Origin of the sequence: Leclercia sp. S52 (genome assembly GCF_039727615.1) — a bacterium.
Taxonomy (GTDB): Bacteria; Pseudomonadota; Gammaproteobacteria; order Enterobacterales; family Enterobacteriaceae; genus Enterobacter; species Enterobacter adecarboxylatus_B.
The window spans coordinates 885,858-909,239 of the sequence record NZ_CP152474.1 but is presented as its reverse complement, the minus strand read 5'-3'; the positions used below and the strand labels follow the sequence as shown (position 1 = coordinate 909,239).

Below are 23,382 nucleotides of genomic sequence, written 5' to 3'. Positions count from 1 at the left end.
GACCAGATGTAAAAAAGGCACCGATTCCCCCCGGTGCCTTTTTTGTTTTATCCAGCCTTCCGGGCTTCAGCGAAGAGCGTATCGCTGGTGAATGAGCCCTCTTCCTGCAGTTCAAAGTAGGCTTTCACCTCTGCGGAGGCACTCTCCTGATACAGCCTGATCGCCTGGCTTAATGCTTCTGGCGTGCGCATACGGGCAATCCACGAGGAGAATTCCAGCGTCAGCCTGTCAGTCTGCAACGCACGCGTAATCAACCCGGCTTCTGTGAACATCGATAACCACTCGCCGCTGGAATAGTTGCGCACATGCGAGGTGTCGCGCAGGGCTTCAACCGTCTGCAACCAGATATCACGCACAGGATGGCCCGGCGACATGATATCCATGATGATGACCAAACCGCCTGGCTTCAGCACCCGTTTTACCTCGCGCAATGCCTGGCCGACATCGTGCCAGTGATGCGCCGAGTAGCGGCTGATGACGATATCAAAGGAGCTATCGGCGAAGGGTAATGATTCGGCATACCCCTGGCGGGTGGCGATATTCCCCAGCCCTTTCTCACCGGCAGCCGCAGAGACGACCTCCAGCATCTGACTGGATAAGTCGTAAGCCGTAACATGAGCGACCTGCTGCGCCGCCACAAAGCTGGCATGACCCGCTCCGCAGCCTAAATCCAGCACGCTGGCATCGGGAAAGTCGGCCAGACGTTCAGCCAGACGCTGCAGATCGCGCCCGGATGCGTGAACCGCGCTGGTGAGATAGGCCTTCGCCTGGGAGCCAAACTGTTTTTCTACGTTGTCATGATGGGACTGTGTTGTCATTTTTTGCTGTCCTTCGGTTGATGAAAAATAAAGGGCAGCACCCGCGCAGGCCTGCCCCACGGCAGACCTGACACACCTCTATCTCTCAGGCTTGCCGGGACTGAATTCGACGAGTAGCGGATTGTGATCGGATGCGCGCGTCACCAGCACTGAGGCTTCATGCACGTTCAGACCACGATAGAAGACAAAATCGAGGGGACGCCCAAACGCCTTGCGACGCTGGTCATCGGTAAAACGGACTTCGCGCAGCGACATCTCACGCGCAAAGCGGTAAAGCGCATTCATCCGCGGGCGGCTCCAGGCATTGAAATCACCAGCCATTACCACCGGACCGCTGTGATGCGCGATCTGATCGCCGATGGGCAGTAACTGTTTGCTGTAGACGTCAACGCCGAGGCTGAAATTGACCGCGTGAATATTTACCACCATCAGCAGACGGGTGTCCGGCAGTGGGTAGACGGTCACCAGGGCAGATTTTGCCAGACGCAGGAGCGGTTCACGCTCCCGCAGTGGGCAGCAATAAACAGGATGCGCGGCAGAGAGCGTCATTACGCCTGACGGATGCTGAGGCAGGACAAATGCCGGTACCTGGTCAGCCGCAAGGTAGTTAGTGGTCGCAAACCTGACCAGCTCAGGAGTGGTTTGCGCCTCCTGCAACAGCACCAGGTGCGCATCCTTACCAAAGTTCTGCAGAACGGATAACCATTCGGCGCGCTGCTGTTTGAAGATATTCCACACCAGCACCCGGATTTTCTCATCACTGCTTAAAGGTGCGCCGGCGGGCAACGCCTGGCCAATGCTCGCAAACGACCCCGGAGGTAAGATCCTCTCCGCAGGTTGTCCGGCAACATAACGCATGGCATAGGTATTTTTTCGCACGATGTGAAACGACCTCTATAGACAGAACCCGTCCAGAAACAGGAGCGGGTTCTAATGTTATAGGGTTTTCAGCTCACACTTTCAACGCAATTACCGATAAACCGCTGTTTCGTTTTGTTAGCAAGTGCTTACACCAGACTTATCCCAGCACAACACGAGCGGGCTTATCCAGGCGGCCGCTAAGGCCAATCAGCAGAAATGCCGCGAGAACGATAACCGCCCCAATCCACGGCGTTTGCGCCAGACCGAAGTGTTCTACGGTCTGCCCGCCAATAATGGACCCCAGCGCAATACCCACGTTGAACGCAGCGATGTTCAAACCAGAGGCCACATCCACGGCGTTCGGGGTATACAGCTCGGCTTTCTGCACCACGTAGACCTGCAGGCCCGGTACGTTGCCGAAGGCGAAGATCCCCATCACCAGTACCGTCGCCAGCGCGGCATACTGAATCGATGCGGTGAACTGGAAGACCAGCAGCAGGACAACCAGTGCGGCAAAGATAATTTTCAGTGCCGGAACGGCGCCATGCTTATCGGCCAGCTTGCCGCCCCAGATGTTGCCGATCGCTACCGAAACGCCATAGCCCAGCAGGATCCAGCTGACCGCACTCGGTGAGAACCCGGCCAGATCCTGCATCATTGGCGCGAGGAAGGTGAATGCGGTAAACACGCCGCCATAACCCAGCGCGGTAATGGCATAGATCATCAGCAGACGGGGATGGGTCAGCACCTTCAGCTGATCGCGCAGCGTCGCTGCCGCACGCCCGGGAATGTTGGACGGGATCAGCACCAGGCTGCTGATCAAGGCAATTACCCCAAGCAGTGAGACTGCAAGGAAAGTTTCCCGCCAGCCAAAGTGCTGGCCGATAAAGGTACCCAGCGGAACACCGGTCACCAGCGCCACGGTTAATCCGCCAAACATGATGGCGATAGCGGAGGCGGCTTTCTCTTTAGGCACCAGACTGGTCGCAATGGTCGAGCCGATAGAGAAGAAGACCCCATGGGCAAGGCCGGTCAGCAGACGGGCAATCACCAGGGTCATGTAATCAGGCGCCTGCCAGGCAAGAAGATTGCCTGCGGTGAATAGCACCATTAGCGCCATCAGCAGCTGCTTACGCGGCAGCCGGCCTGTAAGGGCCGTCAGCACCGGCGCACCGATCGCCACGCCGAGGGCATAGATGGAGACCAGCAGACCCGCAGAAGGCAGGGAGATGGCAAGTTGGTCAGCAATCGTAGGAACCAGTCCTACAATAACAAATTCGGTTGTGCCGATTGCGAAGGCACTGATCGTCAGGGCAAGTAGCGCCAGAGGCATAAAAAACTCCGTCTCATCAGGATTAAGATGACACGGAGTATGCGCCAGTGTTTAAATAACAAAAATGCTCAAAGTATCAATACAATTTTGCGGATTAAGCAACAATGAAAGCAACCTCTGAGGAACTGGCGATCTTTGTCGCCGTCGTTGAGAGCGGCAGCTTTAGCCGCGCCGCCGAACAGTTGGGCCAGGCCAATTCTGCCGTCAGCCGGTCGGTCAAAAAGCTGGAGATGAAGCTGGGGGTCAGCCTGCTGAACCGGACCACACGGCAGCTCAGCCTGACAGAAGAAGGCGAACGTTATTTCCGGCGCGTGCAGTCTATCCTGCAGGAAATGGCGGCGGCAGAAACCGAGATTATGGAGACGCGCAGCACGCCACGCGGCCTGTTGCGTATTGATGCCGCCACGCCCGTGGTGCTGCATTTCCTGATGCCTTTAATCAAACCTTTCCGCGAACGTTATCCGGAAATGACCCTGTCTCTGGTCTCGTCAGAAACCTTTATCAACCTGATTGAGCGCAAGGTGGATGTCGCGATCCGCGCCGGAACGCTGACCGACTCCAGCCTGCGGGCACGCCCGCTGTTCACCAGCTATCGCAAAATCATCGCCTCTCCAGCCTATATCGCCCGTTACGGCAAGCCTGAGACGATTGAGGAGCTAAAGCAGCATCTGTGCCTGGGCTTTACGGAGCCGGTATGCCTTAACACCTGGCCCCTCGCCTGCCATGATGGCCAGCTTCATGAAGTGGTCAGCGGTTTATCGTCCAACAGCGGCGAGACGCTCAAACAGTTATGCCTTGAAGGGAACGGGATTGCTTGTCTTTCAGATTATATGATTGATAAAGAGATTGCGCGGGGTGAGTTAGTCGAGCTGTTGGCAGATAAGCGCCTGCCTGTAGAAATGCCCTTCAGCGCGGTCTACTACAGCGACAGAGCGGTGAGCACCCGGATCAGGGCATTTATCGACTTTCTGAGCGAGCATGTAAAACAGCTCCCGAAGGAGCTGTAAGAGGGTTTAGTGAGGGTACAGAGGGAGGGTTAAATTAATCCCACTTCGGCGCAAGGCCTTCCGGGCTTACCAGGCGATCGTTGCAATCCAGTGCGGCGATCGCTTTTTTATCGTCCTGATCCAGGGTCAGATCCTGTGCCAGCAGGTTGCTTGCCAGATTTTCACGTTTGGTGGAAGAAGGGATCACTGCATACCCCTCTCCCATTGCCCACGCCAGGATAACCTGCGCGGCGGTAGCATTATGTTTGGCAGCAATACGCAGAATGGTTTCGTCTTTCAGCGCTTTACCGTAAGCCAGCGTCATATAAGAGGTGATATGGATGCCGTGCTGCTGCGCCCATTCAACCACCTGACGGTTTTGCAGGTACGGAGAAAGTTCGATCTGGTTAGTCGCGATATTTTCTGCGCCAACGGCCGCAATCGCTTTTTCCATCAATGGGATAGTGAAGTTAGAAATACCAATTTCGCGCGTCAGCCCCTGGGCTTTGGCTTCCAGCAACGCCTGCATAAACTCTTCAACTGACACCGCATCGTTTGGTGATGGCCAGTGGATCAGAGTCAAATCGACATAATCGGTGCGCAGCTTTTTCAGGCTCTCTTTCAGGCTTGGGATTAACTTCTCTTTGCTGAGGTTCTCAATCCAGATCTTGGTGGTAATAAAAAGCGCGTCGCGCGGTACGCCGCTCTCTTCAATTGCCTGGCCGACCGCAGCTTCGTTATCGTAGATCTGCGCGGTATCAACCGTGCGATAGCCAAGTTCAAGGGCAGTTTTAACGGATGCGATCACAACGTCGTCTTTCAGGCGGAAAGTGCCCAGACCAAATGCAGGGATAGTCATTGAATTCCTCTTTTCTTCATCATGTTTGTTAATAAAGAGGATTATCACCGCGGGGGATGTGTGAAAAAAGAGCGTATTAAGCAGAGGATTTTTGCGTTTAAAGCAATAATCAGACGGCAGACAAGAAAAAAGCCCTGAGCGTTAGCTCAGGGCTTTCAATAGGTGGCGGAACGGACGGGACTCGAACCCGCGACCCCCTGCGTGACAGGCAGGTATTCTAACCGACTGAACTACCGCTCCACCGAATATTTCTGTAACCACCGGTTTAATGCCCCGGTTCACTACGTAATTTGATGCCTGGCAGTTCCCTACTCTCGCATGGGGAGACCCCACACTACCATCGGCGCTACGGCGTTTCACTTCTGAGTTCGGCATGGGGTCAGGTGGGACCACCGCGCTACAGCCGCCAGGCAAATTCTGTTGTTCACCCCGCCCTCGGGCGCAGTGATTAATCTGGTTCAGCTGAAAATCGTCTCAAATCCGCCGAAACAGCTTCGGCGTTGTAAGGTTAAGCCTCACGGTTCATTAGTATCGGTTAGCTCAACGCATCGCTGCGCTTACACACCCGACCTATCAACGTCGTCGTCTTCAACGTTCCTTCAGGAGCCTTAAAGGCTCAGGGAGAACTCATCTCGGGGCAAGTTTCGTGCTTAGATGCTTTCAGCACTTATCTCTTCCGCATTTAGCTACCGGGCAGTGCCATTGGCATGACAACCCGAACACCAGTGATGCGTCCACTCCGGTCCTCTCGTACTAGGAGCAGCCCCCCCTCAATTCTCCAGCGCCCACGGCAGATAGGGACCGAACTGTCTCACGACGTTCTAAACCCAGCTCGCGTACCACTTTAAACGGCGAACAGCCGTACCCTTGGGACCTACTTCAGCCCCAGGATGTGATGAGCCGACATCGAGGTGCCAAACACCGCCGTCGATATGAACTCTTGGGCGGTATCAGCCTGTTATCCCCGGAGTACCTTTTATCCGTTGAGCGATGGCCCTTCCATACAGAACCACCGGATCACTATGACCTGCTTTCGCACCTGCTCGAGCCGTCACTCTCGCAGTCAAGCTAGCTTATGCCATTGCACTAACCTCCTGATGTCCGACCAGGATTAGCTAACCTTCGTGCTCCTCCGTTACTCTTTAGGAGGAGACCGCCCCAGTCAAACTACCCACCAGACACTGTCCGCAACCCGGGTAACGGGTCCACGTTAGAACACCAGCCATTAAAGGGTGGTATTTCAAGGTTGGCTCCACGCAGACTGGCGTCCACGCTTCAAAGCCTCCCACCTATCCTACACATCAAGGACCAGTGTTCAGTGTCAAGCTATAGTAAAGGTTCACGGGGTCTTTCCGTCTTGCCGCGGGTACACTGCATCTTCACAGCGATTTCAATTTCACTGAGTCTCGGGTGGAGACAGCCTGGCCATCATTACGCCATTCGTGCAGGTCGGAACTTACCCGACAAGGAATTTCGCTACCTTAGGACCGTTATAGTTACGGCCGCCGTTTACCGGGGCTTCGATCAAGAGCTTCGCGTTGCCGCTAACCCCATCAATTAACCTTCCGGCACCGGGCAGGCGTCACACCGTATACGTCCACTTTCGTGTTTGCACAGTGCTGTGTTTTTAATAAACAGTTGCAGCCAGCTGGTATCTTCGACTGATTTCAGCTCCACCCGCAGGGGCTTCACCTACATATCAGCGTGCCTTCTCCCGAAGTTACGGCACCATTTTGCCTAGTTCCTTCACCCGAGTTCTCTCAAGCGCCTTGGTATTCTCTACCTGACCACCTGTGTCGGTTTGGGGTACGATTTGATGTTACCTGATGCTTAGAGGCTTTTCCTGGAAGCAGGGCATTTGTTACTTCAGCACCGTAGTGCCTCGTCATCACACCTCAGCGTTGAAAAGGTACCGGATTTACCTGGAACCTCCGCCTACATGCTTAAACCGGGACAACCGTCGCCCGGCCAACATAGCCTTCTCCGTCCCCCCTTCGCAGTAACACCGAGTACAGGAATATTAACCTGTTTCCCATCGACTACGCCTTTCGGCCTCGCCTTAGGGGTCGACTCACCCTGCCCCGATTAACGTTGGACAGGAACCCTTGGTCTTCCGGCGAGCGGGCTTTTCACCCGCTTTATCGTTACTTATGTCAGCATTCGCACTTCTGATACCTCCAGCAGACCTCACAGTCCACCTTCGACGGCTTACAGAACGCTCCCCTACCCAACAACACATAGTGTCGCTGCCGCAGCTTCGGTGCATGGTTTAGCCCCGTTACATCTTCCGCGCAGGCCGACTCGACCAGTGAGCTATTACGCTTTCTTTAAATGATGGCTGCTTCTAAGCCAACATCCTGGCTGTCTGTGCCTTCCCACATCGTTTCCCACTTAACCATGACTTTGGGACCTTAGCTGGCGGTCTGGGTTGTTTCCCTCTTCACGACGGACGTTAGCACCCGCCGTGTGTCTCCCGTGATAACATTCTCCGGTATTCGCAGTTTGCATCGGGTTGGTAAGCCGGGATGGCCCCCTAGCCGAAACAGTGCTCTACCCCCGGAGATGAATTCACGAGGCGCTACCTAAATAGCTTTCGGGGAGAACCAGCTATCTCCCGGTTTGATTGGCCTTTCACCCCCAGCCACAAGTCATCCGCTAATTTTTCAACATTAGTCGGTTCGGTCCTCCAGTTAGTGTTACCCAACCTTCAACCTGCCCATGGCTAGATCACCGGGTTTCGGGTCTATACCCTGCAACTTAACGCCCAGTTAAGACTCGGTTTCCCTTCGGCTCCCCTATACGGTTAACCTTGCTACAGAATATAAGTCGCTGACCCATTATACAAAAGGTACGCAGTCACACCACGAAGGTGCTCCCACTGCTTGTACGTACACGGTTTCAGGTTCTTTTTCACTCCCCTCGCCGGGGTTCTTTTCGCCTTTCCCTCACGGTACTGGTTCACTATCGGTCAGTCAGGAGTATTTAGCCTTGGAGGATGGTCCCCCCATATTCAGACAGGATACCACGTGTCCCGCCCTACTCTTCGAGTTCACAGCAGGTGTATCTTCGTGTACGGGAGTATCACCCTGTACCCTGCGACTTTCCAGACGCTTCCACTGACACACATGCTGATTCAGACTCTGGGCTGTTCCCCGTTCGCTCGCCGCTACTGGGGGGAATCTCGGTTGATTTCTTTTCCTCAGGGTACTTAGATGTTTCAGTTCCCCTGGTTCGCTTCGTTAAGCTATGTATTCACTTAACGATAGTGCAACGGATTGCACTGGGTTTCCCCATTCGGAAATCGTCGGTTATAACGGTTCATATCACCTTACCGACGCTTATCGCAGATTAGCACGTCCTTCATCGCCTCTGACTGCCTAGGCATCCACCGTGTACGCTTGGTCGCTTAACCTCACAACCCGAAGATGTTTCACTTCTGATTGCGAAAATTTGAGAGACTCCAACACACCGCTTATCTGCTCTTATTACGGAGAGCAGACACGGCGTGTCGTTTCAATTTTCAGCTTGATCCAGATTTTTAAAGAGCAAAACTTCGCAGCGCACCTTCTCAGGTACACTCTGAAGTTTTCTTGTTGTTGCAGTAAAGGATGGTGGAGCTATGCGGGATCGAACCGCAGACCTCCTGCGTGCAAGGCAGGCGCTCTCCCAGCTGAGCTATAGCCCCATCGTAGTTATATCTCTTCAAATTTGCGGGGCAAATTTGGTAGGCCTGAGTGGACTTGAACCACCGACCTCACCCTTATCAGGGGTGCGCTCTAACCACCTGAGCTACAAGCCTGCAGAGATTTTTTACTGCTTACTTTTCATCAGACAATCTGTGTGAGCACTGCAAAGGCAGGTTCTTTAAGGTAAGGAGGTGATCCAACCGCAGGTTCCCCTACGGTTACCTTGTTACGACTTCACCCCAGTCATGAATCACAAAGTGGTAAGCGCCCTCCCGAAGGTTAAGCTACCTACTTCTTTTGCAACCCACTCCCATGGTGTGACGGGCGGTGTGTACAAGGCCCGGGAACGTATTCACCGTAGCATTCTGATCTACGATTACTAGCGATTCCGACTTCATGGAGTCGAGTTGCAGACTCCAATCCGGACTACGACGCACTTTATGAGGTCCGCTTGCTCTCGCGAGGTCGCTTCTCTTTGTATGCGCCATTGTAGCACGTGTGTAGCCCTACTCGTAAGGGCCATGATGACTTGACGTCATCCCCACCTTCCTCCAGTTTATCACTGGCAGTCTCCTTTGAGTTCCCGGCCTAACCGCTGGCAACAAAGGATAAGGGTTGCGCTCGTTGCGGGACTTAACCCAACATTTCACAACACGAGCTGACGACAGCCATGCAGCACCTGTCTCAGAGTTCCCGAAGGCACCAAAGCATCTCTGCTAAGTTCTCTGGATGTCAAGAGTAGGTAAGGTTCTTCGCGTTGCATCGAATTAAACCACATGCTCCACCGCTTGTGCGGGCCCCCGTCAATTCATTTGAGTTTTAACCTTGCGGCCGTACTCCCCAGGCGGTCGACTTAACGCGTTAGCTCCGGAAGCCACTCCTCAAGGGAACAACCTCCAAGTCGACATCGTTTACGGCGTGGACTACCAGGGTATCTAATCCTGTTTGCTCCCCACGCTTTCGCACCTGAGCGTCAGTCTTTGTCCAGGGGGCCGCCTTCGCCACCGGTATTCCTCCAGATCTCTACGCATTTCACCGCTACACCTGGAATTCTACCCCCCTCTACAAGACTCTAGCCTGCCAGTTTCGAATGCAGTTCCCAGGTTGAGCCCGGGGATTTCACATCCGACTTGACAGACCGCCTGCGTGCGCTTTACGCCCAGTAATTCCGATTAACGCTTGCACCCTCCGTATTACCGCGGCTGCTGGCACGGAGTTAGCCGGTGCTTCTTCTGCGGGTAACGTCAATCGACAAGGTTATTAACCTTATCGCCTTCCTCCCCGCTGAAAGTACTTTACAACCCGAAGGCCTTCTTCATACACGCGGCATGGCTGCATCAGGCTTGCGCCCATTGTGCAATATTCCCCACTGCTGCCTCCCGTAGGAGTCTGGACCGTGTCTCAGTTCCAGTGTGGCTGGTCATCCTCTCAGACCAGCTAGGGATCGTCGCCTAGGTGAGCCGTTACCCCACCTACTAGCTAATCCCATCTGGGCACATCTGATGGCAAGAGGCCCGAAGGTCCCCCTCTTTGGTCTTGCGACGTTATGCGGTATTAGCTACCGTTTCCAGTAGTTATCCCCCTCCATCAGGCAGTTTCCCAGACATTACTCACCCGTCCGCCACTCGTCACCCGAAGAGCAAGCTCTTCTGTGCTACCGTTCGACTTGCATGTGTTAGGCCTGCCGCCAGCGTTCAATCTGAGCCATGATCAAACTCTTCAATTTAAGTTTGATGCTCGTGAATTAAACTTCGTAATGAATTACGTATGTTCACTCAGAGACTTTGGTATTCATTTATTGTCCGAAGACATTAAGAATCCATGTCACTTTGAGTGCCCACACAGATTGTCTGATAAATTGTTAAAGAGCAGTGCAACGCGGCTTTCGCTCACCGTTGCGAGGTGGCGTATATTACGCTTTCCTCTTTCAGAGTCAAGCGATTATTTCACGCTTTTCTCTTCAACCAGCCCGGCTGTTTGTGTGAAGTGATTCACATCTGCCGTGTCGATGGAGGCGCATTATAGGGAGTTATCTGACAGTGACAAGCGGAAAACGACAATTTTATTTCAACCGCTCACCTTTTCGCCAGAACGCCTATTTTTGCTGCTTTTTGATGGTTTCCGGCAGCGCCGCCAGGCTATTAATCACCCAATCCGCTGCATTTTCTGCTTCTGGGGTGACGGGCTTACCGGTACGCACCAGAATTTTATGCCCTACACCTGCCGCGGCAGCTGCCTGCATATCTTCCAGTTTGTCGCCCACCATATATGAAGCGCTCATATCTATATGAAGGAACTCTTGTGCCGAAATGAACATGCCCGGATGCGGTTTACGGCAATCACAGGTCTGACGATACTCTTCTACGGTTCCCTGCGGGTGATGAGGACAATAATAGATACCGTCCAGGTCAACGCCACGATCGGCCAGCGACCAGTCCATCCATTCGGTTAAGGTCTCAAACTGTGCTTCAGTGAATTTACCGCGCGCGATACCTGACTGGTTGGTCACCACCACCAGCGCAAAACCCATCTCTTTTAATTCACGCATGGCATCTATAACGCCATCGATGAATTCGAATTCGTCTATCTCATGAACGTAGCCATGATCGACATTAATCGTGCCATCACGATCGAGAAAAATTGCGGGTACTGATTTTGCCACCGGTTTGCTCCTGAAAAGGGATGTCCGGCTAGTATCTCATGAATCACCGCGCAATAAAGTGCTCATCGCGCAGAGTTGGATTGATTTAGACGTCTGGATGCCTTAACATCCGTTTTGTTGACGGTCATCGCCCGTACAAGGCAGCAGAAAATGCCACGGCTAACTTACATACGATAAAAATAATCTAATGATTAAACTTTCGAATATCACCAAAGTGTTCCAGCAAGGGAACCGTACCATTCAGGCGTTGAACAACGTTAGCCTGCATGTTCCGGCTGGACAAATTTATGGCGTCATTGGCGCCTCAGGTGCAGGTAAAAGTACGCTCATCCGTTGCGTTAACTTGCTCGAGCGCCCGACCGAAGGTCAGGTTCAGGTTGATGGCCAGGAGCTGACAACCCTTTCTGAATCAGATTTAACCAAAGCGCGTCGCCAGATTGGCATGATCTTCCAGCACTTCAACCTGCTCTCCTCGCGCACCGTGTTTGGCAACGTCGCCCTGCCGCTGGAGCTGGACAACACGCCTAAAGACGAAATCAAACGTCGCGTCACCGAGCTGCTGGATCTGGTCGGCCTGAGCGATAAGCATGATATCTACCCGGCGAACTTATCCGGCGGGCAAAAACAGCGCGTCGCCATTGCGCGTGCGCTGGCAAGCAACCCAAAAGTACTGCTCTGTGACGAAGCCACCAGCGCCCTGGATCCTGCAACTACCCGCTCGATTCTGGAACTGTTAAAAGACATTAACCGTCGGCTGGGACTGACCATCCTCCTTATTACGCATGAAATGGACGTGGTTAAACGCATCTGCGACTGCGTGGCGGTGATCAGTCAGGGTGAACTGATTGAACAAGACACCGTGAGCGAAGTGTTCTCGCACCCGAAAACCCCGCTGGCGCAGCAGTTTATTCAGGCCACCCTGCATCTGGATATTCCGGAAGACTATCTGGCACGTTTAAAAGCGCAACCAGAAGCCAACAGCGTTCCGATGCTGCGAATGGAGTTTACCGGCAAGTCAGTGGATGCCCCGCTGCTGTCTGAAACCGCCCGTCGTTTCAACGTGAACAACAATATTATTAGCGCGCAGATGGATTACGCCGGTGGCGTGAAGTTCGGCATCATGCTGACCGAAATGCACGGCACGCAACAGGATACCCAGGCGGCTATCGCCTGGCTGCAAGAGCATCATGTAAAAGTAGAGGTACTGGGTTATGTCTGAGGCCATGATGTGGTTACTGGCGCGCGGCGTATGGGAAACGCTGGCGATGACCTTCGTATCCGGCTTTTTCGGTTTTGTCATTGGCCTGCCGGTGGGCGTGCTGCTGTACGTCACCCGCCCGGGTCAAATTATTGAGAACGCAAAGCTGTATCGCACGCTCTCTGCGCTGGTGAATATCTTCCGTTCGATCCCCTTCATTATCCTGTTGGTGTGGATGATTCCATTCACCCGCGTTATTGTGGGAACCTCCATCGGCCTGCAGGCGGCGATAGTTCCTCTTACCGTAGGTGCAGCGCCTTTTATTGCCCGTATGGTTGAGAACGCGCTGTTAGAGATCCCGTCGGGTCTGATTGAAGCCTCACGCGCCATGGGTGCGACGCCGATGCAGATCGTTCGTAAAATCTTACTGCCAGAAGCCCTGCCGGGTCTGGTCAATGCGGCAACCATCACGCTGATTACCCTGGTAGGTTACTCTGCGATGGGCGGTGCTGTCGGTGCAGGCGGTCTGGGTCAGATCGGTTATCAGTACGGCTACATTGGTTACAATGCCACCGTCATGAATACCGTACTGGTTCTGCTGGTTGTGCTGGTTTATCTCATTCAATTCTCTGGCGATCGCATCGTCCGGGCTGTTACGCACAAATAACGTTACACAACACAAACTCGACGAGTTAAGGATAAGAACATGGCGTTTAAATTGAAGACCTTTGCTGCGGTAGGCGCGCTGATCGGCTCTCTGGCACTGGTAGGCTGCGGTCAGGATGAAAAAGATCCAAACCACATCAAAGTGGGCGTTATCGTCGGTGCGGAACAGCAGGTTGCCGAGACGGCAGCCAAAGTGGCGAAAGAGAAGTATGGCCTCGATGTCGAGCTGGTGACCTTCAACGATTACGTTCTGCCGAACGAAGCGCTGAGCAAAGGCGATATCGATGCTAACGCCTTCCAGCACAAACCGTACCTGGATCAGCAGATCAAGGATCGCGGCTACAAGCTGGTTGCAGCAGGCAATACCTTCGTATACCCAATCGCAGGCTACTCTAAAAAGATCAAATCTTTAGAAGAGCTGCAGGACGGTTCTCAGGTTGCAGTACCGAACGACCCAACTAATCTCGGCCGTTCCCTGCTGCTGCTGCAGAAAGTGGGCCTGATCAAACTGAAAGACGGTGTTGGCCTGCTGCCGACCGTTCTGGACGTTACCGAGAACCCAAAAAACCTGAAAATTGTTGAGCTGGAAGCACCACAGCTGCCACGTTCTCTGGATGATGCGCAGATCGCCCTGGCGGTTATCAACACCACTTACGCCAGCCAGATCAACCTGACCCCAGCGAAAGACGGCATCTTCGTTGAAGACAAAGAGTCTCCATACGTTAACCTGATCGTGACCCGCGAAGATAATAAAGACGCAGAGAACGTGAAGAAATTCGTCCAGGCTTACCAGTCTGACGAAGTTTACCAGGAAGCGAACAAAGTCTTTAACGGCGGAGCAGTTAAAGGCTGGTAATCTGACCTCTGTGTAATATCATTCAGGACGGGCGAAAGCCCGTCTTGTCATTTATGCAGGCAACTGATTCAATATCTGACGATTTGATTATTCATAGAGGAAATATTATGCGTGCTTTACCGATCTGTCTTTTAGCACTGATGCTGAGCGGCTGTTCTATGCTAAGCAGATCTCCTGTTGAACCTGTTAAAAGCACAGCAACCCCGCCTAAAGTGGAGCCTGAAAAGCCAAAAGCGCCCCGCCCTGCGCCCGTCAAAATCTATACCAGCGCTGAAGCCTTAGTGGGTAAACCGTTCCGCGATCTGGGTGAGGTCTCCGGCGATTCCTGCCAGGCCACCAATCAGGACTCTCCTCCGAATATCCCGACTGCGCGCAAACGCATGCAGGTTAATGCCTCTAAAATGAAGGCCAATGCGGTTCTGCTGCACAGCTGCGAAGTCACCAGCGGCACGCCAGGCTGTTACCGTCAGGCCGTTTGCGTGGGTTCTGCCCTTAACGTCTCGGCGAAATGAGTGCATTCCAGTTCGAGCAGATAGGCGTTATCCGCTCGCCCTATAAAGAGAAGTTTGCCGTACCCCGCCAGCCCGGGCTGGTAAAAAGCGGTGGCGGCGAACTTCACTTGCTTGCCCCGTATAATCAGGCCGATGCCGTGCGCGGACTGGAAGCGTTTAGCCACCTGTGGGTGTTGTTTATCTTTCATCAGACCATGGCAGGCGGCTGGCGACCCACCGTGCGCCCGCCTCGTCTCGGCGGTAATGCCAGGATGGGGGTATTTGCCACGCGCTCGACCTTCCGCCCGAACCCTGTCGGGATGTCGCTCGTGGAGCTGAAAGGCATTCGCTGTCAGAAGGATCAGGTGATCCTTGAGCTTGGCAGTCTGGATCTGGTCGACGGTACGCCGGTGGTGGATATCAAACCCTATCTGCCCTTTGCCGAAGCGGTGCCGGATGCGCGTGCCAGCTATGCCCAGCAGGCCCCGCAGGCGGATATGCCCGTTTACTTTACCGACGAGCTGGCTCCCCGGTTAGTTGAGCTGGAAAAGCGCTACCCTCGCCTGCGTGATTTTATCGTTGAGGTGCTGGCGCAGGATCCCCGTCCGGCCTACCGAAAAGAGGAAGAGACCGGGAAAACCTACGCCGTTCTGCTGCTGGATTTTAACGTTCGCTGGCGCGTCACGGCGGTGGGCTTCGAAGTGTTTGCCCTCGAGCCGCAGTAATTTTATTCTCTTCTCTTTTGGCATCATGGCCACACTGGTAAACTAAACCACTTTTTTTGTGTCAGGCTGCCTGTCAGCCTGTTCCAATCGTCGAAATGGAACCGTAACAACATGCGTACTAGCCAATATCTGCTCTCCACCCTGAAGGAGACACCTGCCGACGCCGAAGTTATCAGCCACCAGCTGATGCTGCGCGCCGGGATGATCCGCAAGCTGGCCTCCGGGTTGTATACCTGGTTGCCGACCGGCCTGCGCGTCCTGAGAAAAGTCGAGAACATCGTGCGTGAAGAGATGGATAACGCCGGTGCCATTGAGGTGTCCATGCCCGTGGTTCAGCCCGCAGATCTGTGGGCTGAGAGCGGCCGTTGGGAGCAGTACGGCCCGGAGCTGCTGCGCTTTGTTGACCGCGGCGAGCGTCCGTTTGTTCTGGGTCCGACGCATGAAGAAGTGATCACCGACCTGATCCGTAACGAGCTGAGCTCTTACAAGCAGCTGCCGCTGAACTTCTATCAGATCCAGACCAAGTTCCGTGACGAAGTGCGCCCGCGTTTTGGCGTGATGCGCTCCCGCGAGTTCCTGATGAAGGATGCATACTCCTTCCATACCTCACAGGAATCTCTGCAGGAGACCTATGACAAGATGTACGACGCGTACAGCAAAATCTTCACCCGTATGGGTCTGGATTTCCGTGCTGTGCAGGCCGATACCGGTTCCATCGGCGGTAGCGCATCTCATGAATTCCAGGTGCTGGCGCAGAGCGGCGAAGACGACGTGATCTTCTCTGATACCTCTGACTACGCGGCCAACATCGAGTTTGCTGAAGCCCTGGCGCCAACAACGCCACGCGCAGCAGCAACGGAAGAGATGAAAGTCGTTGATACGCCGAACGCCAAAACCATCGCCGAGCTGGTTGAGCAGTTCAATCTGCCGGTTGAAAAAACCGTGAAAACCCTGCTGGTGAAAGCGGTTGAAGGCAGCAGCTACCCGCTGGTTGCCCTGCTGGTTCGTGGCGATCACGAGCTGAACGAAGTGAAAGCCGAAAAACTGCCTCAGGTTGCCAGCCCGCTGACCTTCGCAACCGAAGCGGAAATCCGCGCGGTGGTGAATGCCGGCCCAGGCTCCCTCGGCCCGGTCAATATGCCGGTCCCGGTCGTGATCGACCGTACCGTTGCGGCGATGAGCGATTTCTCTGCCGGTGCCAACGTGGATGGTAAGCACTTCTTTGGCATTAACTGGGATCGCGACGTGGCGACCCCGGAAGTGGCTGACATTCGTAACGTGGTCGCAGGCGATCCAAGCCCGGATGGCCAGGGTGTGCTGCAGATCAAACGCGGTATCGAAGTGGGTCACATCTTCCAGCTGGGCACCAAGTACTCCCAGGCGCTGAACGCATCGGTTCAGGGCGAAGATGGCCGTAACCAGATCCTGACCATGGGCTGCTACGGTATCGGGGTAACACGCGTGGTGGCGGCTGCGATTGAGCAGAACCACGACGAACGCGGTATCGTCTGGCCGGACAACATTGCGCCGTTCCAGGTGGCGATCCTGCCAATGAACATGCACAAGTCCTACCGCGTGCAGGAGCTGGCCGAGAAGCTCTACAGCGAGCTGCGTGCCCAGGGTATCGAAGTGCTGATGGACGATCGTAAAGAGCGTCCGGGCGTGATGTTTGCTGATATGGAACTGATCGGTATTCCTCACACCGTGGTCATTGGCGATCGTAACCTCGATAACGAAGAGATCGAATACAAGCATCGTCGTAATGGCGAGAAGCAGATGATCAAAACCGGTGATGTGCTTGATTACCTGGTGAAAGCCATCAAAGGCTAAGCCACAAAAAACCCCGCTCCGGCGGGGTTTTTTATTTTAGCTATTTGCTGTCGCAATTCTTACCTGCTTCAAACCTGGCGTTCCGGTCCGGCACCAGCGTTTTCACTTTCTCGCCGCTGTCCGGGTTGGCTTCCAGCGTAAAATGTCCGTCGACCGTGAGCAGTACCGGTTTGGTATCACTTCCGCGCGCCGCCGCATAATCCCGCTCAAGCTGGGCGTTATTCGCCACGCTCACCTTTTTGCCGGTGGCACAGTCGGTGAAGATCGCTGCATCAGCCATATAGAAATACATGCCGCGCATCGCCATCGGCGTCGCCGGCAGCGCGGCGGTTACAGGTGCCAGCGTGTAATTGAACTGTGACTCGATGGGATTGCCCTGCATGTCGAGCATCTCCAGCCCTTCGCCTTTGGCACGGAAGTAGCGCTTTTCACCCGCCGTATCCGTCAGCACCAGCTTATCGGCGGTTCGCGCCCAGGTACCGTAGCTGGCAAACGAGGAAGGCGCTTTGGCCCCCTGGTAGTGTTGATTCATCACCCAGGAACCATCTTTTTCCAGAAACAGCGAGGTTTCGATACCTTCGCAATCGGCGCAGGGCAAGACGCCACGCCAGCTCTGCTGCATCGGTTTTAACGCCTCTGCCTGGGTCGGTTCCAGTGCCTGCATCTCTGCACGGTTATGGCACCCCATCAGGATGAACAGCGTGCTTGCTGCCACCACTGAAAATATCGCTGTTTTCACTTTTTTATTCCTTATCGTATCCCGACTGTCGCCCGTTAATCCTGAGGGCGTCGAACTTTGCCGCGCAGCGCCTTAACGGACGATTTCTGTGATTTCGAAGCCAGACGACGCTCTTTCGAGGCGCGGGTCGGGCGGGTGGCCCGACGGCTTTTTTGCACTGCCGTTAACTCCTGGATCACCGCCACCAGCCGGGCCAGCGCCGCTTCCCGGTTCATCTCCTGGCTGCGGTACTCCTGCGCCTTGATGATAATCACCCCTTCGCTGGTGATCAGATGATGGCTGGCGGCGAGCAGGCGTTCTTTATAGTACTCTGGCAGGCTGGATGCCCGAATGTCAAAGCGCAGATGAATGGCCGTTGAGGTTTTATTCACATGCTGGCCGCCCGCACCCTGTGCGCGGATCGCGGTGATCTCAACTTCATTATCAGGAAGGGTGACCGTTCGGGACAGCACAATCATGAGCGGGACTGCCAGGCTTCAGGATGAATTTCCAGATTATTCTCAGCATCCGATAACCAGATGGCGCCGTCCTGAATCGTTGCCTGCAGAATCATGGTTCGCCCGGCAAAGGCGCTCAGCGCAGAAAGCTGTTCATCATCCAGGTACCAGACCGACAGGTTATTGAATTGTGAACATTTATTTTTGTTCTGCTGCCACCAGATCTCCGCGGCACGGCTGTTATAGGTAAAGAGCGCCACTTCGGCAGACTGTGTGCAGGCTTTCTTAATGCGGCGCTCATCCGGCAGGCCAAGTTCGATCCACAGATCGATGCCCAGATGGTCGTTGAGCAGCCAGGCTTCCGGCTCGTCTTCCGCGCTCAGCCCGCGGGTAAACTGCAGTCGCTCGTTGGCATACTTAATCCATGCCAGCAGACGCAGCATCATGCGCTCCTGCGTTTCTGAGGGATGACGCGCCAGCGTCAGGGTCGCATCCAGAAACTGATTGCGGTCTAAATCCGCCACATTGACCGCGGCTTTGTAAATTGTCGCTTTAAGCGCCATGAGAGAACTCCTTTCGAATCAGGTGCGCATTGTAGCGAAAACTCCGCCAAAAGGCTGTTACAGGCTCGCGAATGTCTGCGACATCAACCTGCTGATATTGCTTAAATGAGTATGGTATAGTCACCTTGCTAAACCGGGTTTATGCTCGTAGGCTTAATTGTATCTCACAGTAAAGTCAGTGCGCTGGCAGGAGGGGATGTGAATAATTATTGTGAGCTAATTCGCAAACGGTATGCGGAAATTGCCAGCGGCGATCTGGGATACATCCCTGATGCGTTGGGCTGTGTATTGAAAGTTCTGAATGAAATTGCGTCGGATGACACGCTTTCAGAATCGGTCAGAGAAAAGGCAGCATATGCTGCTGCGAATTTACTGGTGAGCGATTATGTCAATGAATGAAACTTATCAACCCATCAATTGCGATGACTATGACAACCTCGAACTCGCCTGCCAGCATCATCTGGTTCTGACGCTGGCGTTAAAAGATGGCGAAGTCCTGAAGGCTAAAGCGAACGATCTGGTATCCCGTAAAAATGTGGAGTACCTGGTGGTCGAGGACGGCGGCGCAACGCGCGAACTCCGTCTCGATAAAATTGCCAGCTTCAGTCATCCCGAAATCGGCACCGTCGTGGTGAGCGAGTCCTGATCCGCTGTAACGGGCAGCCCGCTGTCCGTTACGCTTTCCACTCCAGCTGTACGCCCGTATCCGTATCCGCCGCCCCTTCCCGCGTCACAAATACGCCCGCAGCCGCAACCAGCGTTTCGCCGTAAAACAGCAGCGGCGTGGCATCCCGACGCCAGGGGGCAACATTGAGCTCCTGCCAGATCTTTTTGATCTTACGCCCACCGTTTCGCCCGACAATGTGCAGCGTTCCGCTGGCACGAAAGCGTACCGTCACCGGTTCATCGGGCCGCGGCAGACGTAGATTACCGCCCACCTGAATGTGCAGAGCGCCCAGGCCTTCCGGCAGCTGTAGAGGTTGACCCAGCGAAGGCCAGTCGATAACCCGATCGGCCAGCGAGGCATGGCTTTTCACCCACCACAGCTGCCCCCTGAAGCGCCGGATCTCTCCCTCGCCGGAACGCAGTTGCGGTGCCGCATCTTCCCGGGCCAGCGCCACCTCCTCCCAGAGCCGGGTGAGCATGGACCGGGACGGCATTAAGGCCCCGTGCGCCGCCAGCCATCTTCGCAGAAGCGCCGCCCGCCGCACCGCGCTCATCGCCTCCAGCGGCGCGATAGCCAGCGCCCCCCTCGTCGGAAACCAGGGACGACAGCTCGTTAACCAGCAGCTCATCAAGCAGCTGCTCCTGCTCCGCGCACAGCGTGGCGCTGCGGGAGGTGGCCTGAGCAAAATGCGGCCAGCGCTGTGCCATCAGGGGCAGGACGCGCAGCCGCAGGAAATTACGGTCATAGCTGTCGTCCTGGTTGCTCTCATCCTCTATCCAGCGAAGGCCCCAACACAGGGCCTTCTCCTGCAGCGATTCGCGCGTCTCACCCAGCAGGGGACGGATCTGTTCGGTATCGGCAAAACGCGCACGCGCAGGCATGGCCGACAGCCCCGCAGGGCCACTGCCGCGCTTTAGCGCCAGCAGAAAGGTTTCACACTGATCGTCCAGGTGTTGCGCCGTGACCAGCGCTTCACCGGGCAGAAGCGCCTCGCGGAAGGCAGCATAACGCGCCTTCCGCGCCTGCGCTTCCAGTCCCAGCCCCTCTTCCGCCAGCGTCACCCGCGTCACGATCAGCGGGATAGCCCATTCGTGGCAGAGGCTTTCGCAGTGCGCAACCCAGCTGTCCGCGTGCGGGCTCAGACCGTGATGAATATGGATAGCGCGCAGTTCGAGACCGGGATCCTGTTCACGCCAGCGCATCAGCTGATGCAGCAAAACCGTGGAGTCCAGGCCACCGCTAAATCCCACCAGCAGTCGGCGGTACGGATGGAGGGCTTGCTGAAAATCGGCTGTGGTCATCGTCGTTATTCATGCAGGAAGATGCCCGGCACGTTACCGGGCATTTCTTATAGAGGCAAGCGTTACTGCTGGTACAGCTCCAGCGGGAGGCCATCAGGATCGTTGAAGAAGGTGAAACGTTTCCCGGTGAAGGGGTCGATACGAATGGCTTCACACTTTACGCCATGCGATTCGAGATGCTGCACGGCCTGGTCGATATCATCCACGCTAAAGGCGAGGTGGCGTAAACCGCAGGCTTCCGGTCGGGACGGACGTGCCGGCGGGAAGGGGAACGAAAACAGCTCAATGACGTACTGGCCGTTCAGCGCCAGATCGCCCTTCCAGGAGTCGCGCTCTTCCCGGTAAAACTCACTCTGCAGGGTAAATCCCAGCGTATCGCAGTAAAACGCCTTACTGGCGGCGTAGTCGGTGGCAATAATGGCAATATGGTGAACCTGCTTTAAGCCCAGCATAGTCTCTCCTTTTTAATGTGCCTGAACGTTATATCCGAATCCCCATGCCGTGCAAGGGATCACTGCGCTTTTAAGACCCGTACCCGGTAGATGCCGTTTTCGTCCCGTTTGGCACCGTGGATATCGGTTTCGAACCCCGGATAGTGACGACCAATCGAGCAGAGCATCAACAGGAAATCGAGCACCGCCCTGCTCTGCTCGGTGATCATCTCCCCAGGCATCAGCAGCGGCACACCCGGCGGATAGGGCAGGATCATGTTGGCTGAGATCCGCCCGACCAGATCTTCCAGATCGACCGTTTCCACCTCCCCTTTCACCTGGCGCTGCCAGGCATGATGCGGGGTGAGCTTCATTTCCGGCAGAACGTCAAACGCCTGCAGCATCAGCCGCGGCAGATCGTGCTGGCGGATCAGCTTATGGATCCCCTGAGCCAGATCCTGGATGCGCATGTTACGGTAAAAGTCAGGATCCTCGGCGTAGAGATCCGGCAGCATGTTCTTGACCCGCAGATTGAGATCGTAGGCGCGCTTAAACTCCATCAGCCCGCGCAGCAAGCCCATCGCCCGTGTTTTATCGATGCCGATACTGAACAGAAACAGCAGGTTATACGGCCCGGTCTTTTCGACCACCACGCCGCGTTCATCAAGGAACTTCGCCACCAGCGCGGCCGGGATCCCCTCCTCGCTCATGACCCCCTGCTCGTCCATTCCCGGCGTGAGAATGGTGACTTTGACCGGATCGAGGAACATATGATCCGCATCGGCATCGCGGAAGCCGTGCCAGCTCTCACCCGGCGCAACCGGCCAGCATTCAGCTTCGTCGATACCGTCCGGCTGCCAGATATCGAAGAACCAGCCGTCGGCTTCATCTTTCAGCCGCTGGACCTCTTTACGGAAATGCAGGGCGCGCTCAACGGAGCGGTTGATCAGACGCTTGCCGGGATTGCCGCGCAGCATCGCCGCGGCGGTTTCAATCGAGGCCACCAGGGGGTAACTTGGCGAGGTGGTGGTGTGCATCATAAAGGCTTCGTTGAAGGTCTCTTCGTCGTATTCGCCCTTAATGTGGATCAGCGAGGCCTGCGAAAACGCCGCCAGCATCTTGTGCGTGGACTGGGTTTCGAAGAACACTTTTCCCGGCACCCGATCGCCGCTCATCCCGCTTTTACCGGCATAGATTGGGTGGAAATTGGTATAGGGCACCCACGCCGAGTCAAAATGGATCGAGGGCACATCCAGGGTCTGTTTCACCCAGTTGGTATTGTAGAGCAGGCCGTCGTAGGTGGAGTTGGTGATCACCGCGTGAACCGGCCAGCTTGCGCCCGGTACGGCGGCCACTTTGCTCTCAATCGCCGCATGGGAAAACTCCCGGCGCGGGATCCCGCCCAGAATACCCAGCGCGTTACGGGTGGGTGACAGCCAGATCGGTACCACGTCGCTCATCATCAGCAGATGCGCCAGCGATTTATGGCAGTTGCGGTCAATCAACAGGGTACTGCCATCCGGGGCGGCGTACATGCCGACAATCTTATTGGAGGTCGAGGTGCCGTTGGTCACCATGTAGCTCTGTTCGGCGCCAAAGGTGCGGGCGATATACTCTTCGGCTTCAAGATGCGGGCCGGTATGATCCAGCAGCGATCCCAGCTCCGTCACCGAGATCGACACATCCGCCTTCAGCGTATTCCCGCCAAAGAAATCATAGAACAGGCAGCCCACCGGGCTTTTCTGATACGCCGTTCCCGCCATATGGCCCGGAGTGCAGAAGGTGTACTTCCCCTCTTTCACATAGGTAAAGAGTGCCCGGGTAAACGGTGGCGTGATGGTATCCAGGTATTCGCCGGTATATTGCTGTATGCGGGTGGCGATATCCTCTGCCACGCCCAGCGAATACTCAAAGAACCACAGCGCCATCCGCAGATCGTGGGCGCTGACGTCCATCGTGGAGTGGGTATTGATAAAGGCGTATAGCGGCAGATATTCATTGAGTTGATTGATATCGCTGCACAGCTCGAGATCGTATTCGTCCCAGTCGAAGATGACGCCGCAAATGCGCGGGTTGTGTTCGATGAACTTCAGTAGATCGGCGCTGTTTTGCGGCCAGATGAGTTGAAACCCGCGCGACGCTAACGCCTGCTCCAGCTCCTTGATGGGTTCGTCTTTATAAAAGACGCCGTGCGGCCCCATAATGGCAATGATGTTCACGGTTTACCTCCTTAAAAAACATTCACTAAGCATAGTTGAGGTAAACCGCAGGCA

Annotated in this window: 19 protein-coding genes, 3 tRNA genes, 3 rRNA genes and 1 pseudogene; 9 read left to right on the top strand and 17 right to left on the bottom strand. The window is 55.1% G+C overall.

The annotated features are described in order from the left end of the window. Positions 1-47 precede the first annotated feature (47 nt). The 3 genes from AAHB66_RS04275 to AAHB66_RS04265 all read right to left on the bottom strand — a co-directional run bounded on the left by AAHB66_RS04275 (position 48) and on the right by AAHB66_RS04265 (position 3,012). The gene (locus tag AAHB66_RS04275; protein ID WP_347115311.1) at positions 48-818 is read right to left on the bottom strand and encodes a methyltransferase domain-containing protein; all 771 of its coding nucleotides are present in this window, start codon (positions 816-818) and stop codon (positions 48-50) included. Between the two features lie 78 nt (positions 819-896). After that, positions 897-1,697: an endonuclease/exonuclease/phosphatase family protein gene (locus tag AAHB66_RS04270; RefSeq protein WP_032616661.1), complete on the bottom strand. Its 801-nt coding sequence runs from the start codon at positions 1,695-1,697 to the stop codon at positions 897-899. A gap of 139 nt (positions 1,698-1,836) precedes the next feature. Beyond that, positions 1,837-3,012 carry an MFS transporter gene (locus tag AAHB66_RS04265; RefSeq protein WP_347115310.1) on the bottom strand — a complete coding sequence of 392 codons (1,176 nt, stop codon included), beginning with the start codon at positions 3,010-3,012 and terminating at the stop codon, positions 1,837-1,839. 104 nt (positions 3,013-3,116) lie between these two features. Here AAHB66_RS04265 and yafC point away from each other — a divergent pair, with 104 nt between their 5' ends. After that, positions 3,117-4,019: a DNA-binding transcriptional regulator YafC gene (gene yafC, locus AAHB66_RS04260; protein ID WP_347115309.1), complete on the top strand. Its 903-nt coding sequence runs from the start codon at positions 3,117-3,119 to the stop codon at positions 4,017-4,019. Between the two features lie 34 nt (positions 4,020-4,053). Here yafC and dkgB read toward each other — a convergent pair whose 3' ends face one another. The 8 genes from dkgB to gmhB form a co-directional block, all read right to left on the bottom strand. After that, complete coding sequence (gene dkgB, locus AAHB66_RS04255; protein ID WP_347115308.1) at positions 4,054-4,857, bottom strand: 2,5-didehydrogluconate reductase DkgB; 804 nt, start codon at positions 4,855-4,857, stop codon at positions 4,054-4,056. A 163-nt stretch (positions 4,858-5,020) separates the two neighbouring features. Continuing rightward, positions 5,021-5,097: transfer RNA gene (locus tag AAHB66_RS04250), tRNA-Asp, on the bottom strand. 55 nt (positions 5,098-5,152) lie between these two features. Continuing rightward, positions 5,153-5,268: ribosomal RNA gene (rrf, locus tag AAHB66_RS04245) — 5S ribosomal RNA — on the bottom strand. 93 nt (positions 5,269-5,361) lie between these two features. After that, a 23S ribosomal RNA gene (locus AAHB66_RS04240) occupies positions 5,362-8,269 on the bottom strand. A gap of 197 nt (positions 8,270-8,466) precedes the next feature. After that, positions 8,467-8,542 (bottom strand) — tRNA-Ala (locus AAHB66_RS04235). 37 nt (positions 8,543-8,579) lie between these two features. Further along, positions 8,580-8,656, bottom strand: a tRNA-Ile gene (locus AAHB66_RS04230). A gap of 71 nt (positions 8,657-8,727) precedes the next feature. After that, a 16S ribosomal RNA gene (locus AAHB66_RS04225) occupies positions 8,728-10,269 on the bottom strand. Together the 16S, 23S and 5S rRNA genes with 3 tRNA genes alongside form the textbook arrangement of a ribosomal RNA operon. Positions 10,270-10,638: 369 nt before the next feature. Continuing rightward, a complete protein-coding gene (gmhB, locus tag AAHB66_RS04220) occupies positions 10,639-11,205 on the bottom strand; it encodes a D-glycero-beta-D-manno-heptose 1,7-bisphosphate 7-phosphatase (protein ID WP_347115307.1) in 567 nt (188 codons plus the stop codon). A gap of 187 nt (positions 11,206-11,392) precedes the next feature. Here gmhB and metN point away from each other — a divergent pair, with 187 nt between their 5' ends. The 6 genes from metN to proS all read left to right on the top strand — a co-directional run bounded on the left by metN (position 11,393) and on the right by proS (position 16,971). Beyond that, positions 11,393-12,424 carry a methionine ABC transporter ATP-binding protein MetN gene (gene metN / locus AAHB66_RS04215; protein WP_347115306.1) on the top strand — a complete coding sequence of 344 codons (1,032 nt, stop codon included), beginning with the start codon at positions 11,393-11,395 and terminating at the stop codon, positions 12,422-12,424. Next, entirely contained in the window at positions 12,417-13,070 is a 654-nt protein-coding gene (locus AAHB66_RS04210) for a methionine ABC transporter permease MetI (RefSeq protein WP_032616645.1), read from the top strand. The genes metN and AAHB66_RS04210 overlap by 8 nt, the downstream gene beginning before the upstream one ends. 39 nt (positions 13,071-13,109) lie before the next feature. Beyond that, entirely contained in the window at positions 13,110-13,925 is an 816-nt protein-coding gene (metQ, locus tag AAHB66_RS04205; RefSeq protein ID WP_347115305.1) for a methionine ABC transporter substrate-binding lipoprotein MetQ, read from the top strand. A 107-nt stretch (positions 13,926-14,032) separates the two neighbouring features. Beyond that, the gene (rcsF, locus tag AAHB66_RS04200) at positions 14,033-14,437 is read left to right on the top strand and encodes an Rcs stress response system protein RcsF (protein ID WP_333855549.1); all 405 of its coding nucleotides are present in this window, start codon (positions 14,033-14,035) and stop codon (positions 14,435-14,437) included. Next, positions 14,434-15,141, top strand: coding sequence for a tRNA (N6-threonylcarbamoyladenosine(37)-N6)-methyltransferase TrmO (tsaA, locus tag AAHB66_RS04195; protein ID WP_347115304.1), 708 nt, complete (start codon positions 14,434-14,436; stop codon positions 15,139-15,141). Before rcsF ends, tsaA begins: the two co-directional genes overlap by 4 nt. A 111-nt stretch (positions 15,142-15,252) precedes the next feature. After that, positions 15,253-16,971: a proline--tRNA ligase gene (gene proS / locus AAHB66_RS04190; protein WP_347115303.1), complete on the top strand. Its 1,719-nt coding sequence runs from the start codon at positions 15,253-15,255 to the stop codon at positions 16,969-16,971. A gap of 40 nt (positions 16,972-17,011) precedes the next feature. Here proS and nlpE read toward each other — a convergent pair whose 3' ends face one another. From nlpE to AAHB66_RS04175, 3 genes are read right to left on the bottom strand one after another with little or no spacing between them, the layout of a single operon-like run. Next, positions 17,012-17,710: an envelope stress response activation lipoprotein NlpE gene (gene nlpE / locus AAHB66_RS04185; RefSeq protein ID WP_347115302.1), complete on the bottom strand. Its 699-nt coding sequence runs from the start codon at positions 17,708-17,710 to the stop codon at positions 17,012-17,014. A 35-nt stretch (positions 17,711-17,745) separates the two neighbouring features. Next, the gene (arfB, locus tag AAHB66_RS04180) at positions 17,746-18,168 is read right to left on the bottom strand and encodes an alternative ribosome rescue aminoacyl-tRNA hydrolase ArfB (RefSeq protein WP_347115301.1); all 423 of its coding nucleotides are present in this window, start codon (positions 18,166-18,168) and stop codon (positions 17,746-17,748) included. Continuing rightward, positions 18,165-18,710, bottom strand: a complete 546-nt coding sequence (locus AAHB66_RS04175; RefSeq protein WP_347115300.1) for a YaeQ family protein — start codon at positions 18,708-18,710, stop codon at positions 18,165-18,167. Before AAHB66_RS04175 ends, arfB begins: the two co-directional genes overlap by 4 nt. Positions 18,711-18,908: 198 nt before the next feature. Between AAHB66_RS04175 and AAHB66_RS04170 the strand changes: the two genes are divergently transcribed. Together AAHB66_RS04170 and rof are read left to right on the top strand one after the other, a co-directional pair. Then, positions 18,909-19,109 (top strand): YaeP family protein, encoded by a 201-nt coding sequence (locus tag AAHB66_RS04170; protein WP_325932543.1) that lies wholly within the window; start codon positions 18,909-18,911, stop codon positions 19,107-19,109. Continuing rightward, the gene (gene rof / locus AAHB66_RS04165; RefSeq protein ID WP_059308693.1) at positions 19,096-19,356 is read left to right on the top strand and encodes a Rho-binding antiterminator; all 261 of its coding nucleotides are present in this window, start codon (positions 19,096-19,098) and stop codon (positions 19,354-19,356) included. Before AAHB66_RS04170 ends, rof begins: the two co-directional genes overlap by 14 nt. 28 nt (positions 19,357-19,384) lie before the next feature. Here the strand turns inward: rof and tilS are convergent. The 3 genes and pseudogenes from tilS to AAHB66_RS04150 all read right to left on the bottom strand — a co-directional run bounded on the left by tilS (position 19,385) and on the right by AAHB66_RS04150 (position 23,328). Continuing rightward, positions 19,385-20,678: pseudogene (tilS, locus tag AAHB66_RS04160) on the bottom strand (tRNA lysidine(34) synthetase TilS). Positions 20,679-20,740: 62 nt separating this feature from the next. Next, entirely contained in the window at positions 20,741-21,130 is a 390-nt protein-coding gene (locus tag AAHB66_RS04155) for a VOC family protein (protein WP_337016975.1), read from the bottom strand. A 59-nt stretch (positions 21,131-21,189) separates the two neighbouring features. Then, positions 21,190-23,328 carry a lysine decarboxylase LdcC gene (locus AAHB66_RS04150; RefSeq protein WP_347115299.1) on the bottom strand — a complete coding sequence of 713 codons (2,139 nt, stop codon included), beginning with the start codon at positions 23,326-23,328 and terminating at the stop codon, positions 21,190-21,192. Between the last annotated feature and the right edge of the window lie 54 nt (positions 23,329-23,382).

Coding starts and splice junctions, on each gene's coding strand:
- arfB (WP_347115301.1), bottom strand. CDS start 18,168: ATGATTGTGCTGTCCCGAACGGTCACCCTTCCTGATAATGAAGTTGAG.
- AAHB66_RS04155 (WP_337016975.1), bottom strand. CDS start 21,130: ATGCTGGGCTTAAAGCAGGTTCACCATATTGCCATTATTGCCACCGAC.
- AAHB66_RS04265 (WP_347115310.1), bottom strand. CDS start 3,012: ATGCCTCTGGCGCTACTTGCCCTGACGATCAGTGCCTTCGCAATCGGC.
- rof (WP_059308693.1), top strand. CDS start 19,096: ATGTCAATGAATGAAACTTATCAACCCATCAATTGCGATGACTATGAC.
- rcsF (WP_333855549.1), top strand. CDS start 14,033: ATGCGTGCTTTACCGATCTGTCTTTTAGCACTGATGCTGAGCGGCTGT.
- yafC (WP_347115309.1), top strand. CDS start 3,117: ATGAAAGCAACCTCTGAGGAACTGGCGATCTTTGTCGCCGTCGTTGAG.
- AAHB66_RS04275 (WP_347115311.1), bottom strand. CDS start 818: ATGACAACACAGTCCCATCATGACAACGTAGAAAAACAGTTTGGCTCC.
- proS (WP_347115303.1), top strand. CDS start 15,253: ATGCGTACTAGCCAATATCTGCTCTCCACCCTGAAGGAGACACCTGCC.
- tsaA (WP_347115304.1), top strand. CDS start 14,434: ATGAGTGCATTCCAGTTCGAGCAGATAGGCGTTATCCGCTCGCCCTAT.
- dkgB (WP_347115308.1), bottom strand. CDS start 4,857: ATGACTATCCCTGCATTTGGTCTGGGCACTTTCCGCCTGAAAGACGAC.
- AAHB66_RS04210 (WP_032616645.1), top strand. CDS start 12,417: ATGTCTGAGGCCATGATGTGGTTACTGGCGCGCGGCGTATGGGAAACG.
- metN (WP_347115306.1), top strand. CDS start 11,393: ATGATTAAACTTTCGAATATCACCAAAGTGTTCCAGCAAGGGAACCGT.
- metQ (WP_347115305.1), top strand. CDS start 13,110: ATGGCGTTTAAATTGAAGACCTTTGCTGCGGTAGGCGCGCTGATCGGC.
- AAHB66_RS04175 (WP_347115300.1), bottom strand. CDS start 18,710: ATGGCGCTTAAAGCGACAATTTACAAAGCCGCGGTCAATGTGGCGGAT.